The sequence below is a fragment of the Sphingobium sp. MK2 genome (assembly GCF_040170545.1).
In the GTDB taxonomy this organism is placed as follows: Bacteria; Pseudomonadota; Alphaproteobacteria; order Sphingomonadales; family Sphingomonadaceae; genus Sphingobium.
Genome location: NZ_JAZDXA010000018.1, coordinates 30162 through 44962 on the forward strand (window position 1 = coordinate 30162; position 14801 = coordinate 44962).

The following is a 14801-nucleotide window of genomic DNA, read 5'->3' on the forward strand; positions in this document are numbered from 1 at the left end:
AATGCTGGTGCAAGGGGAAGGCCGATCATGGCCGCGCGGCTGAACAAGGATGGAGAAGCATGGCTGACGCAGCCATCTTCGCGCCTCGCGCTGCCGCTATTGCTGCTGGCCGCCCTGCTGTCGGCTGCGCTTATTTTCTATGTCATCGGGAATGGGGCGCTGGCGGCCGGATTCGCTGCGACTCTTCTGGTGATCGCAGCGCTGATGGCCTGGGCGCGCCGCCTCTATCCACCGCATGTCGTAGCGGGTGAGGCCACGCCTGACTGGACCGTGGCGCGGGCTGCCGCCGATGCTTCCAATGTTGCGATTGCGGTTACTGATCGCGCCGGTCGGCTGGTCTGCGCCAGCGACCTGTTCGGGCAATGGTTCCCCGGCTACCCCACACCACCCGGCATTACGGGCGAAACGACGCTGACCGACAGCTTATCCCTCGCAGCGCGTGCGGCCTGGCGTGACGGGGATTCACGGGTCGAGGGGGTGGCGCAGGGCGCACTCCGGCTCGACGTTGATATCGCCCGCACGGGACGCGCGGAGGATTATCTGCTCTGGCGCTTCACGCCTGTCCGCCAGCCGAGCGCACTGGATGATGTCCATCGGCTCCTGACCGGGGAGGCGGGCCGCCAATTGGGCGAAGCGGGCGTGATGGCCGTCATGATCGGTGGCGAAGGCCGCATCCGCGCCGCCAATGGTGCTTTCCTGCTGCGCGCGGCAGGTCGGATCGACGCCAATATCATCGGCCGCGACTTCGCCGCGCATATGCGGGTCGATGACAAGGCGCGGCTGTTCCTGGCGCGCGAGGAGCAAGGCGGGCTGCCGCTCCGTTTGCTCCAGGTGCCGTTGAAACGCGCGATCCAGGCCAATGGCGCGCAGGGTTCGGCGCAGGACGGCCCGATGCTGCTGCTGCTGATTGATGAGCCGGTCGGCGGGGGCGGCACATCGGCACTGTCCTATATCGAAACGCTGCTTTCGCTGCTCCCGTTCGGCTTGGCGATGGCCGACCGCGACGGGCGGGTGCTGTTCCTCAACAATGCCTTTGCGCGGGTGGTGGGCCTCAAGCCTGGCGAAACGCCCAGCTATCCCGGTGATCTGGTGGTGCGGGAAGATCAGGCGGCGGTCGCGGACGCGGTGCGGCGCTTTGCGGTCGGCCCGCAAATGTCGGGCGACATCGCGGTGCGGATGCGCGACCAGCCGGACGAACCTGTGGCACTCAGTCTGGCGGGCGTGCGCGGCCTTGGCGAAGCGGCGGTGCTGCTTTCTCTCAAGGACAATAGCGAGGAGAGCAAGCTCAAGCGGCAGGTCGCGCAGGCGACCAAGATGCAGGCGATCGGCCAGCTCGCGGGCGGCGTCGCGCATGATTTCAACAATATCCTGACCGCGATCATCGGCCATTGCGACCTGATGCTGATGCGCCATGCGCCGGGCGACAGCGATTATGACGATCTTCAGCAGATCAAGTCGAACAGCAACCGCGCGGCGGGCCTGACCCGGCAGTTGCTCGCTTTCTCGCGCCAGCAGACGTTGCGGCCGCAGATATTGCAACTGCCCGATATCGTCGCCGACGTGTCCAACCTCTTGAAACGCTTGCTTGGCGAGAACGTCAAGCTGGAGGTCAATCACGGCCGCAATCTTGGCGCGGTGCGCGCCGACCCCGGCCAGATGGAGCAGGTGATCGTCAACCTGGCGGTCAACGCCCGCGACGCCATGCCCGAAGGCGGCACGCTGAATATCCAGACCTATGCCGTGCCCGCGATCAAGGTGCGGGAGATGCGGCAGCAGATATTGCCCGCGGGCGACTATAGCGCGCTGCGCGTGTCGGACACGGGGCTTGGCATACCGCCCGACATATTGGCCAAGATTTTTGAACCCTTCTTCACCACCAAGGAATTGGGCAAGGGCACCGGCCTTGGCCTTTCCACCGTCTATGGCATCGTCAAGCAATCAGGCGGCTATATCTTCGCGGAATCGGAGATGGGGCGCGGGGCGAGCTTCGTCATCTATCTGCCGGTCTATGCCGGCGCCGATGCGCAGGAGGTCGCGCCGGTCAAGGCGCCGGTCAAGCGCAGCGAGACATGGGGCACCGGCACGATCCTGCTGGTGGAGGATGAGGATATGGTGCGCGCCGTCGCCGAACGCGCTTTGACGCGACAGGGCTACACCGTGCTGACCGCCAATGACGGCGAACAGGGGCTCGAAGTGCTCGCGAACACCGACAGGATCGACCTGCTCATTTCGGATGTGGTGATGCCCAATATGGATGGCCCCTCGATGGTGGCCGCTGCCCGGCGGGCGCGTCCCGACCTGCCGGTCTTGTTCATGTCCGGCTATGCCGAGGAGCAATTGCGCAAATCGATCGACATTCCGAACGTCGCTTTCCTGCCCAAGCCCTTTTCGGTCAGCCAGTTGGCGGAGGCCGCGCGTGATGCGCTGGGCGTAGGGTCATCGGCCGATTAGCATATGCGCCATCGCGCCAATTATGCTGGGCAAGCCCGCAGCGATACGGTAGCGGACGATGATCGAAAACAGGGGAACCCCGCACATGACTGAAGGCAAGAGCATTTTGATCGTCGAGGATGAAGCGATGATCGGGATGATGCTGGAAGATTATCTCGACGCATTGGGTTACCGGCTCCATGCGGTGGCGGCGAGCGTTGACGAAGCCTGCGACCATGTGCGCCAGGGCGGTTTTGACGCCGCTCTGGTTGATTGCAATCTTCACGGGGAAAAAAGCTGGCCTGTTGCCGACTTGCTGGCACAGCAAGCCATTCCCTTTGTGTTTGCCACGGGCGGCATGGCGGATGACCTTCCGCCGACCCATGCCGACCGTCCGACATTGGCCAAGCCGTTTACGATCGGCGCGGTCGAGCGGGCGCTTGGCAAGATATTCGCCACGCAATAGGAAATTTCCGTTCCCCTCTTGTTCCGCTAGAACAAAAGAGATACATCATGTCCAAGACGCCGATCGAATCGGCGGCTCCGCTTGACAGGAGATTGGCTGATGACCGCAATGCTATCCCTCATCGATTCCAAAAAGAACGGGACTATGGACAGACAGAAAGCATTGGACGCGGCGCTGGCGCAGATCGACCGCGCCTTCGGCAAGGGCAGCGCGATGAAGCTGGGGTCGCGCGAGAAGCTGGAGATCGAGGCGATCTCGACCGGCTCGCTTGGCCTCGACATCGCACTTGGCATTGGTGGCCTGCCCAAGGGGCGGATCATCGAGATTTACGGCCCGGAAAGTTCGGGCAAGACGACCTTGGCGCTGCACGCCATCGCCGAAGCGCAGAAGATCGGCGGCACGGCCGCGTTCGTCGACGCCGAACATGCGCTTGATCCGGGCTATGCCAAGAAACTGGGCGTCGATATTGACGAACTGATCGTGTCGCAGCCCGATACGGGTGAGCAGGCGCTCGAAATCGTCGATACGCTGGTGCGCTCCAATGCCATTGACATACTGGTGATCGATTCGGTCGCGGCGCTGGTGCCACGCGCGGAAATCGAGGGCGAGATGGGCGACAGCCATGTCGGCCTGCAGGCGCGCCTCATGTCCCAGGCGCTGCGCAAGCTGACCGGATCGATCTCGCGCTCCAAATGCATGGTCATCTTCATCAACCAGGTGCGGATGAAGATCGGCGTGATGTACGGCAACCCGGAAACCACGACCGGCGGCAACGCGCTCAAATTCTACGCCTCGGTTCGTCTCGACATTCGTCGCACCGGCCAGATCAAGGATCGCGACGATATCGTCGGCAACGCAACCCGCGTGAAGGTGGTCAAGAACAAGGTGGCCCCGCCGTTCAAGCAGGTCGAATTCGACATCATGTATGGCGAAGGCATTTCGAAGATCGGTGAGATTCTCGATCTCGGCGTCAAGGCCGGGATCGTCGAGAAGTCGGGTGCCTGGTTCTCCTACGATTCGATCCGCATCGGCCAGGGCCGCGAAAATTCCAAGACCTTCCTCAAGGGCAATCCCGAACTGGCGGACAAGCTGGAAAAGGCGATCCGCGGCAAGACCGAAGCGGTAGCCGAAGCCCTGATGACCGGACCCGAAGCGGATGACGATGACGAATAAGGGCTGATATTCTTGTCCGGTCGGATCAGCCGGATGAGACAGCCCGGTTCGTTCGCGCTTTTGCTTCACGCACTGAAAAGGCCCGTCCCGTGGTGGGGCGGGCCTTTTACCGTGATCGGCCCAGCGGGAACGCTTCCCTTTCCGATAGGATCAGCCGGGCGTAAGATTATGTCGAAATGTGCGGGAAAAGTGCGAAGTTAAGCGCCCGCCACCATCCCCCTTGCCTTGTGCCTGCGGCTTCGCAATGTTGCTTTTGGAGCATGCGGACCCGGACTCCTTATCCGCGCGTTTGGCGCATATTCCCTGACAGAAAGGCATCCCATGCGCGTCGCGATCGAAGCGATACTGGACTATGATTTCGCCCAGCCAACCGACGTGCTCCTTGCGGTGGAAGCCGCCGCGATGCCCGACCAGCGTATCGTCGAACAGTCCCATATCATCCAGAACGCTGGCCCGCTGACCAACAAGGTCGGCGGTAGCGGCGTGGGCCGTCGCACCTGGACGCGGACTGGTACGGGCCGGATGGTCAGCACGTTCCGCGCGACGGTGGATGTGGAACGGCCGACGGTGGACATTGCGACCCTGAACAAAAGTCCGCTACCCAGCCTGCCCGAAGAGGTGCTGCCCTTCATCTGGCCGAGCCGCTATTGCGAGGCCGACCGTTTCGTCAGCTTCGTCTGCGGCCATTTCCCTGATCTGGAAGGCGGTGCGCTTGTGCAGGCCTTGATCCAGTGGGTGAACGAGAATCTGGTCTATGTCTCCGGCAGCTCCGACGCCACCACGACCGCCGCCGACACCTTCGTCGCACAGCAAGGCGTCTGCCGCGACTTCGCCCACCTGACCGCCGCCCTCATCCGCTCGCGCGACATTCCCGCGCGACTGGTGTCGGTCTATGCGCTCGGCCTTGAACCGCCGGACTTTCACGCCGTGGTCGAAGTCTGGCTCGACGGCGCCTGGCATCTGGTCGATTCGACGGGCCTTGCGCCTGTTGAAACCATGGTCCGCATCGCCGTCGGCCGCGACGCCACCGACATCGCCTTCATGACCATCTTCGGCGGCGGCCAGATGAACGCCCAGTCGATCAGTGTCACGCAGGTCGACGCCGAATAATCGTCCGATGGGGCGGCCCGGTCGTCGCCCCATCTCACTCCAACCATCGCTCCCACATTGACAGCGGCACCACTTACCCCGAAAAAGAACATAAAGGGAACAAGTGAAATGGCCGAGTCGATTCACAGTCTCGCCGCGCTCAGGCGGCATATCGCCACGCTGGACCGCGCGCCAGCGGTGGAGGCCTCGCCGCGCTTCACCTGTGGCCCGGCGGTGATGGACGCCGCGCTGGGTGGCGGACTGGCGCAAGGGCGCGTGCATGAGATTTTCGCCAGCGTCGAAGAGGAAGGGGCCGCCGCTGGCCTCGCCCTGCTCTGGATGCGCCAGGCCGGGCGCGGCGCCCCCTTATTGTGGCTGCGCAGCGCGACCGCAGTGCGGGTAGCGGGCGCACCTTATGGTCCGGGGCTGGCGGCGTTGGGGCTGGACCCGCAACGCTTGTTGATCGGCATGATGGCCGACGATGCGATGCTGTTGCGCGCCGCGGTGGATGCGCTGCGCTGTCCCGCCCTGGGCGCGCTGCTCATTGATCTGCGCGGCCCTGCGCCCTTGCTCGACCTGACCGCCAGCCGCCGACTGGCGCTGGCGGCGGAGACATCGGGCGTGACCGCGCTGCTGCTGCGGATCGGCGGTGATCCGGTGCCCAGTGCGGCCGAAACGCGCTGGCGCGTGGCGGCGGCCCCCTCCACCCCGCTGCCGGGCCAGGCACCGGGCCAAAGCGCCTTCGACGTTACCCTGCTGCGCCGCCGGGCAGGGCCGGACGGCATGGCATGGCGACTATATTGGGACAGCAACAGGGGTGAATTTGGAGACGCGGCAGATGAACGCCATGACGATGACGACATCCGCGACGCGCCGCTATCTGGCGCTGCATTTTCCCTTCCTGGCGCTGGACCGTCTGCGGGTCGCGCGGCCTGAGCAATGGGCGACGGGCGGCAACGGCCCGGCGGTCATTGTCGAACCCGTGCGCGGCGCGATGCGGCTGGCGAACGTCGATGCCGACGGGTTGGCCATCGGCTTGCACCCGGCCATGACCCTGGCCGACGCGCGCGCCCGCGAGCCGGACCTGCGCACATTCGACGCCCAGCCTCATGCCGATCAGGATTGGCTCGAACGGCTATGCGATGGCTGCGGACGCTATACCCCCAATGCCGCGCTCGATGGTCCCGACGGGCTGATGCTCGATATCAGCGGCTGCGATCATCTATGGGGTGGGGAAGAGGCGCTGGCGCGCGATGCGGCTGACCGGCTGGAGCGCTATGGCATGCGCGTCCGCCATGCGATCGCCGCCAGTCCCGAAGCCGCCCACGCGCTCGCCCGCTTTCCCGTGCCCCCCGCGCCCGACGAAGCGGCAACGATCCGCCGCCTGCCGGTGGAGGCGCTACGGCTGGAGGCGGAAAGCGCGGTGGCGCTGCGCCGCGCGGGCCTGCGGACGGTGGGCGATCTTGCGGCCCGGCCCGCTGCGACCTTGGCGGCGCGCTTCGGGGCGGAAGCGGTCGATGCGCTTCATGCGCTGTTGGGCTTGGGGCATCGCCCGCTCGCGCCCCGCCGCGCCCGCCCCGCCATCCGCATCGACCGCCGCTTTGCCGAACCGATCGGTAGCACCGCCTATGCGCTCAAACGGCTGGCGGAGATGGCCGCCGAAGCCGGCGAACAACTGGCAGAAAGAGGGCAGGGCGGCCGCCGGTTCGAAGCGGTCTTTTTCCGCAGCGATGGCCTCGCCTTTCCGCTGCGCGTCGAAACCGGCCTGCCCGTGCGCGATGCCCCCTCTATCCTGCGACTGATGCGCGAACGGATCGACGCCCTGTCCGATCCCATAGATCCCGGCTTCGGTTTCGACATGCTGCGCCTGACCGTGCCGCTGGCCGAGCCGATGGCTGCGACTCAATTGGCGCTGGAAGGGGGCGAAGCGCGCAAGGGGGAAAGCGTGGCGGCGCTGGTCGATCGACTGTCGATCCGGGCCGGGCGCGGACGCATCCAGCGGTTGGTGCCGCGCGACAGCCATATTCCCGAACAAGCGCAACTGGCATTGCCCGCTGTCGAAGTGCGCGCGCCCGCCGATTGGGGGCCGGTCGGCGAACCGGGCGACCCGCCGCTGCGCCCCATTCATTTGTTCGATCCGCCCCAGTCGATCGACGTGATCGCCGGCGTGCCCGACGGCCCGCCGCACCGTTTCCGCTGGCGGCGCGCCTTGCATGACGTGGTCCGCTTTGAAGGCCCCGAACGGATCGCGCCCGAATGGTGGCGCGCGCCCGACGGCGCAATCGAGGGGGAGAGCATCGGCAAGACACGCGACTATTACCGGGTCGAGGACGCGCGCGGCCGCCGCTACTGGCTGTTCCGCCACGGCCTCTATGGCGCGGAGACGCCTGACCCCGGCTGGTATCTCCACGGCCTGTTCGCATGAGCAGCCGCCGCAAGGGGCCAGACCCGGCCAAGCCCAAATCGGCCGACCCACGGGGCACTATGGGGCGGGAGGCGCACAGGCAAAGCGCGCCTCCCCATCCTGCGCCAGCCGATGCGCCGCCCTTTGCCGAACTGGTTGCGGCGACCAATTTCTCCTTCCTGCGCGGCGCGTCCCATGCCGCCGACATGGTGGCGCAGGCGATGGCGCTGGGGCTGACGGGCCTTGGCATTGCCGATCGCAACACGGTGGCGGGCGTCGTGCGCGCGCATGTCGCGCGCAAGCGGGCACCGGACAACGCCCGCACGGCGCTGCTCGAAGCAAAGGAGGAAGCGGGCCTGCCGCTCGAACTCAGCGCGGCGGAGGAACGATCCTGCCACTCCGACCTGCGCCTCATCGTCGGCGCGCGGCTGGTCTTTACCGATGGCACCCCGGACATCGTCGCCTATCCCGCGACGCGGCGCGGTTGGGGCGAACTCACCAAATTGCTGACGGTCGGCAATCTCCGCTCGGTCAAGGGCGACTGCATCCTGACCTATGCCGACCTGACCGGCTATATGCAGGATCTGCTGCTGATCGTCCTGCCGACATCGACCGCCACCGCCCAGACCGCGCATCGCAAGCCGGTGGACTATGAGCATGACGACAGGCCATCGGCCGAAGCGATCCGGCAGGGGCATCTCAGCCTCGTTCCCCCGCCGCGCCCCGCCGATCTGGAAGCGCTGCTGACTCGCTTGTCGCGGCTGGCACCGGGGCGGATATGGCTGGGCGCGGCCTTGCAGCGCGATGGGCGGGATGCCCGGCGGCTCGCCCGCTATCGGGCGCTATCGGCGCGCACGGGCGCGCCGCTGCTCGCGACGATGGACGCGCTCTATGCCCACCCCGCTGAACGCCCCTTGCAGGATGTGCTGACCTGCATCCGCGCGGGCACCACGATTGCCGGGGCCGGACGTATTTTGCAGGCCAATGCGGAACGGCATCTCCATGGCCCCGCCGCCATCGCGCATCTGTTCCGGGCCTGTCCCGAAGCCGTGGCGGAAAGCCTGCGCCTGCTGGACCAGGTGCATTTCTCGCTCGACCAGCTTCGCTACGAATATCCCGACGAACCCGTGCCGGAAGGCTGGACCGCGCAGCAATGGCTGGAGGAACTGACGCTCAGCGCCGCCCATGCCCGCTATGGCCCGCATATCCCCCATGCCGTGCGGGCGTTGCTGGACGAGGAATTCGGCCTGATCCGCGCGCGCGATTACGCCGCCTATTTCCTGACCGTCCATGACATCGTCGCCTTTGCCCGGATGAAGGGGATATTGTGCCAGGGACGCGGCTCTGCGGCGAATTCGATGGTCTGCTTCCTGCTGGGCGTCACCTCGGTCGATCCGCAGCGGCACGACCTGCTCTTTTCCCGCTTCGTGTCGGAAGAGCGCGACGAGCCGCCCGACATCGACGTCGATTTCGAACATGAGCGGCGCGAGGAGGTGATGCAATATATCTATGAGCGCTATGGCCGCCATCGCGCGGGAATCGCCGCGACCGTCATCCATTATCGCGCCCGCAGCGCGGTGCGCGAAGTCGCCAAGGTGCTGTGCCTGTCGGAAGATGTGTCGGCCCGGCTGACCAGCACCGTATGGGGCAGTCATGGTCGCCAAATGGCTGAAGAGCGGATCAGTGAAGCGGGCTTCACGCTCGACAATCCGCAGATTGTGCAATTGCGCGCGCTGGTGGATCAATTGCTCGACGCACCTTTCCCCCGCCACCTCTCGCAGCATGTCGGCGGCTTCGTGCTGACCCGCAACCGGCTCGACGAGACGGTGCCGCTGCATCATGCCGCGATGGCCGACCGCAGCTTCATCGAATGGGACAAGGATGATATCGACGCGCTCGGCCTGATGAAGGTCGATATATTGGCGCTGGGGATGCTGACCTGCATCCGCAAGGCGTTCGACCTGATGCGCGCGCATAAACTGGGCGACCACCAGTTGCAGGTCGACCTGCAATCCAGCGATCCCGCCGTTTACGACATGCTCTGCAAAGGCGACAGTATCGGCGTGTTCCAGGTCGAAAGCCGGGCGCAGATCAACATGCTGCCCCGCCTGCGCCCCCGCACGCTATATGACCTCACCGTGCAGGTCGCGATCGTGCGACCGGGGCCGATCGAGGGCGACATGGTGCATCCCTATCTGCGGCGGCGCTGTGGCGAAGAGAAGGTCGACTATCCCGCGCCTGCGCCCGACCATGGTCCGGCCGATGAACTGCGGCAGCTCTTGGGCAAGACGTTCGGCGTGCCGCTGTTTCAGGAGCAGGCAATGAAGCTGGCGATCATAGCAGCCGACTTCAAGCCGTCCGAGGCGAACCAGCTACGCCGCGCCATGGCGACCTTCCGCAATGTTGGGACCATCCACCATTTCCGTGAGAAGATGATCGGTGGGATGGTGAAGCGCGGTTATGAAAGGGATTTCGCCGCTCGCTGCTTCAAACAGATTGAGGGCTTTGGCAGCTATGGCTTCCCTGAGAGCCATGCGCTCTCCTTTGCCCGGCTGGTCTATGTGTCGGCCTGGCTCAAATGCCATCAACCCGCGGTCTTTGCCTGCGCGCTCCTCAATGCGCAGCCGATGGGGTTCTACGCGCCCGCGCAACTGGTGCGGGACGCGCGCGCCCATGGCGTGACCGTGCAGGGTGTCGATGTGAATGCCAGCCAATGGGACAATGGGCTGGAGCCGATCGACCGGGCGCGCCGGACGGATCGGGGGGAGGGGACGGGTCCAGCCCTGGCGCTGCGGCTGGGGTTGCGACAGGTCGATGGGTTTCGCGAAAACTGGGCTGCGCAGATGGTGGCGGCGCGGGCCGATGCCCCCTTTACCAGTATCGAGGATCTGGCGCGTCGGGCGGGCCTGCCCGCGCGCACGTTGCGATTACTGGCCGATGCCGATGCCTGCCGCTCGCTGGGGCAGGACCGGCGCGCCGCCTTGTGGGAGGCGCGGCGCACGCCGTCCGACGAACTGCCGCTCTTCGCCGCGGCGCGGAGGCAGGACCGGGCCGCGCGCGAACTGGGCGAGGAACCGGACGCCATGCTGCCCGCCATGCTGCCCGCCATGCCGCTCGCCGAGCAGGTGGCGACCGATTATCAGGTAACGCGCCTGTCCTTGAAAGGCCATCCGATGCAGTTTCTGCGCCCGGCCTTCGCCGCCGAAGGCGTGCTGAGCTGCGCGCAGGCGAGCGCGGCCAAAAATGGCGCGCGGGTGCAGGTGGCGGGCGTGGTGCTGGTGCGGCAACGGCCGGGCAAGGGCAATGCCGTCTTCATCACGATCGAGGATGAAACCGGCGTCGCCAACATCCTGCTGTGGGCGCGGCTGTTCGAGATGCAGCGGCGCGCAGTGATGGCATCGCGGCTGATGCTGGTGGAGGGCGAAATCCAGCGCAGCAAGGAAGGCGTCGTCCATCTGATGGCTGTGCGCGTGCATGACCGCAGCGACGCGCTGGGCCGCCTGACCCACAACGGCGACGGCACCGGCAGTCCCCCACCGCGCACCGCCACCCACCCGCGCCAGGTACGGATATTACCGGGATCGCGCGACTTCCATTGAGGGGATAGCGTGGCTCAACAAAAAAAGGGGCCGCGCACCGCGCAGCCCCTCGCTTTACGACCTGATGCCGGATCAGAAGGCGTAGCGCGCCATGATCTGGAACACGGGTCCAGCCTTTTCGCTTTCCAGCTCATATTCGTCGAAGTTGCGGTCGATCTGGTCGGCCAGATTGTCGAACTTGTTGAATGTCTCGCGCTTTGCACCGTTCAACAAGTTAGAGCCGACCGCACGGATCGTGAAGGTCTTGCCAAAGCGCTTTTCGACGAAGATTTCGAGGTCCGCGCCATAGGTGGTGGTCACTTCTTCTGCAAGCACCCGACCATAGGCGCTGCCCTGCTTGCGATAGGTGGCACCGAATGCCGCTCCCGCCTGTGGGAAATCCTGAATAAAGCCGAAATTATAGACATATTTCGACTGGTCATTGAAACGGCGTTTGCCTTGGAAATCACTAATCTCGCTATCCAGCAGCGAAAAATTGCCAAAGATGCCGGTGTTGGGAAGGCCGATAATGCCCAGATCGCTCGATAGGTCGAACTCGATACCCCACACTTTGCCGTCGCCCACATTCATGGGTTGATATACGAAAGTGCCTGCACCCGCCGACCCTTGCTGGCCAGTGTTGGTCAGTTCGATCAGGTTTTTGACGTCGCGATAGAAGAAGTTGACGCCAAAGATACCGCGTGGACCGAGGCGATGCTCATAGCCGATGTCGAAGCCCCACGCCGTTTCGGGGTCAAGCTGGGGATTGCCCAACAGGTCGCTGTCACCCACTTCCTCTTCCAGCGTAGCGGGTGAGAGATAGTTGAATTCCGGGCGACGATTGGTGCGAGCGGTCGAGGCAATGATGCGATTTCCCCCGCCGATGTCGAACTTGATGGATGCCGACGGCAACAGCTTGGCATAATCGTTGGACTGCACCCGTAGCGCTGCCGCCGCGGTTTCGTCGGTAATCTTCAGATCGGTCGTTTCATATCGAAGGCCCACTTCCCAACTGACCGGACCGCCCTTGCTTTCGATAAGACCAAAGAGGTCGCGCCGATCTTCCTCGATCTTGTTAAGGCCGCCAGCAATCGGTGCGGGCGTACCAAAGCTGGTGTTCAGCGTGGTGGGGTTCTGACTGAACTGGTCCCAATTATTGCGGACGGCGGCGACGTTGAAGCGGTTGCGAATCTCCGCGATCGACGTGTTGCGATCCTTATTCTGGGCGAATCCACCGACAATCAGCTTCATCTTTTCATTCAGGGGAACCGCATGCTCCAGCTTGACCGAAACTTCCTTGTCTTTGATGCGGGCCTCAGTCAGGTCGCCGGTAAAGCGGGGCGTAGAGCGATCGAAATCGACTTCATATTCGGTTTCGTCACGTTTTTCATCGAACTTGGCGTAGCTGACCCGAATGCTGGTTTCGCCCAACGACCAATTATGTGTCAACTTGCCATCAATCGAGTAATTTTCTTGGTCAATCTTTGCCACATTGGCATTGTCGGTCAGAAGGTTGCCCGATGGGACTGGTCCTGAAATAGCGGTAGGATCATTATATTCGAAGCTGCGTTCGTCTTCCGTCCGGTCGGTACGGACAAAGAAGCCGTTCAATTTGAATTTGGTGTCGCCAGCGTCGATTTCATAGCTGCCGTTGAAGCTATAATCCTTGCCATCGCGGGTATCGCTCTGGTCCTCGCGATTATCGAAATCATCGGTCGCGTAATCGGGATTATTTTCCGGTGAGTCGCCGTAGCGCAGGCTCTTTTTCTGCTTAGGATTGTGACGGCCCTGCAGGTTCGCGCCCAGCAGCAGACGGCCGGGGCCGACCTGACCGCCCCAGACCAGGCCCAGGCTCGGTTCGATTTCTTTGTCGTCATAATAGAGGCCGCCGGCACGGATATAGCCACCATCCAGCTCATAGCCGTCGCGCAGATTGATGTTGAGCGATCCTGCAACCGCATCACCCGTGCGACGCGCGGAGGAAGAGCGGACAATCTCGACGCTGGAGATCAGTTCGGCGGGGATGCGGTCGAGGAAGAAGCTGCGATCCGCGCTGCCGCCGGGCACGCGCTCGCCATTGATCAGGATCTGGGTATAACCGGGCGGCAGGCCGCGCAGACGCGGCGCGTCGCTTTCGATCACGTCCGACAGGAAGGTGACGGAGGGGACGCGCTTGAGCGCATCGCCAGCGGTCAGTGGCTCGAAGCGCTGAAAATAATCGGTGCCATATTTCAGCACGGGTTCGGGGGTGTCGGTGCGATCGCGATAGCCGATCCCGGCAATGACGACGATGTCGGCCGCCTGCGTAATCGGCCCGTCCGTCCGTGCGACCTCATCAGCGTCGGCGGGTGCCTGCGCATGTGCGGAAACGGAAAACAGTGCGATTGATGCGCAACCGAATAACAGCCACTTATTCGCGACCATACCTACCCCCTATTGACAATAGTTTAATTGACCAGCGGACAATGTCTTGTATCTAGCCGGTCGAATTGCGCCGCTAGGAGGTATTCGTGACTACATCGCGAAATAAATATTACAGTTCGATGATTTTGGGTTTCACTTTTGTTACATTGTCGGCCTGCGCCGCTGGTGAAGTCGAAGTGCCGATCGCCGTGCGCATCGCCAACGCTACCCCGGCGGTGTCCGTGACCGCGCGCGGTGAAACGACGCCAGTCGGTACGTCAAATGCCGATGCGGCGGATGATCCGGCAATTTGGCGCAACGCGACCGATCCGCTGCAAAGCCTGATCGTCGGCACCGACAAGAAGGCGGGCGTCTATGTCTATGGTTTGGATGGCAGGGTGCGAGACTTCCTCGACGCCGGCCGGGTCAATAATGTCGATCTGAAGGATGGCGTAACGATTAATGGCGGCACGGGTATCCTGGTTGTTGCGTCAGATCGCAATGACATTGCACGAGCGAAGCTGGCATTGTTTCAACTGGACCCGGTCACGGCAAAGTTAAAAGCGCTGGGCATTGTCGATGGCGGTTCTGGCGAAGCTTATGGCGTATGTATGGGATCGGACACCGCCGGTCTCTATGCCTTCATCGTGCTCAAGGACGGGACGATCAATCAGGTCGCACTCGATGCGTCGGGTACGACACCGACTGGCCGCATTGTGCGAACGATGAAACTCGACACCCAGTCAGAGGGCTGCGCGGTCGATGACCGCACCGGCACGCTTTATGTGGCGGAAGAGGATGTCGGCCTGTGGCGCTTCGACGCGCGGGCCAGCGGCAGCACCACACCCACCAAGATCGCAGCCGCAGACGGCAAGAATATCGTCGCCGATGCCGAAGGCGTCGCCATCGCCCCGATCGGAGAGAAAGACGGTTATGTCATTGTCTCAAGTCAGGGCGACAACGCCTATACCCTCTATCGCATCAGCGACGACAGCTATGTCGGTCGTTTTCGTATTATCGATGGAGCAATTGGTGGGACGGAAGAAACCGACGGCATTGAGGTGATGCTGGGTGATTTTGGCCCCCAATATCCCGGCGGCCTGTTCATCGCGCAGGATGGCCAGAATGGCGCGGCGGCGCAGAATTTCAAGCTTGTCGCCTGGGCCGATATCGTCAAGGCCTTGGGCCTGCCGCAATAAGGTGCGCGGCCGGGACGACCTAAACCGTCCCGGCCGCGCCACAGCCTCTTGGTCTTGGC

Annotated in this window: 9 protein-coding genes; 8 read left to right on the forward strand and 1 reads right to left on the reverse strand. The window is 63.7% G+C overall.

Annotation, left to right across the window (positions count from 1 at the left end):
* Nucleotides 1–27 precede the first annotated feature (27 nt).
* The 7 genes from V2I08_RS10325 (at nt 28) to V2I08_RS10355 (ending at nt 11161) form a co-directional block, all read left to right on the forward strand.
* A complete protein-coding gene (locus V2I08_RS10325; RefSeq protein ID WP_349635021.1) occupies nt 28–2451 on the forward strand; it encodes a response regulator in 2424 nt (807 codons plus the stop codon).
* A gap of 85 nt (nt 2452–2536) precedes the next feature.
* Nucleotides 2537–2896 carry a response regulator gene (locus tag V2I08_RS10330; protein ID WP_349635022.1) on the forward strand — a complete coding sequence of 120 codons (360 nt, stop codon included), beginning with the start codon at nt 2537–2539 and terminating at the stop codon, nt 2894–2896.
* Nucleotides 2897–2995: 99 nt separating this feature from the next.
* Nucleotides 2996–4069, forward strand: coding sequence for a recombinase RecA (gene recA, locus V2I08_RS10335; protein WP_349635023.1), 1074 nt, complete (start codon nt 2996–2998; stop codon nt 4067–4069).
* A gap of 321 nt (nt 4070–4390) precedes the next feature.
* A complete protein-coding gene (locus V2I08_RS10340) occupies nt 4391–5179 on the forward strand; it encodes a transglutaminase family protein (protein ID WP_310224316.1) in 789 nt (262 codons plus the stop codon).
* Nucleotides 5180–5287: 108 nt separating this feature from the next.
* Nucleotides 5288–6094: a hypothetical protein gene (locus V2I08_RS10345; protein WP_349635024.1), complete on the forward strand. Its 807-nt coding sequence runs from the start codon at nt 5288–5290 to the stop codon at nt 6092–6094.
* Nucleotides 6006–7583, forward strand: coding sequence for a DNA polymerase Y family protein (locus V2I08_RS10350; RefSeq protein WP_349635071.1), 1578 nt, complete (start codon nt 6006–6008; stop codon nt 7581–7583). The genes V2I08_RS10345 and V2I08_RS10350 overlap by 89 nt, the downstream gene beginning before the upstream one ends.
* Nucleotides 7580–11161, forward strand: a complete 3582-nt coding sequence (locus tag V2I08_RS10355; protein ID WP_349635025.1) for an error-prone DNA polymerase — start codon at nt 7580–7582, stop codon at nt 11159–11161. The genes V2I08_RS10350 and V2I08_RS10355 overlap by 4 nt, the downstream gene beginning before the upstream one ends.
* 72 nt (nt 11162–11233) lie before the next feature.
* Here the strand turns inward: V2I08_RS10355 and V2I08_RS10360 are convergent, their stop codons facing one another.
* The gene (locus V2I08_RS10360; protein ID WP_349635026.1) at nt 11234–13564 is read right to left on the reverse strand and encodes a TonB-dependent receptor domain-containing protein; all 2331 of its coding nucleotides are present in this window, start codon (nt 13562–13564) and stop codon (nt 11234–11236) included.
* Nucleotides 13565–13683: 119 nt separating this feature from the next.
* Between V2I08_RS10360 and V2I08_RS10365 the strand changes: the two genes are divergently transcribed.
* The gene (locus V2I08_RS10365; protein WP_349635072.1) at nt 13684–14742 is read left to right on the forward strand and encodes a phytase; all 1059 of its coding nucleotides are present in this window, start codon (nt 13684–13686) and stop codon (nt 14740–14742) included.
* Nucleotides 14743–14801: the final 59 nt, after the last annotated feature.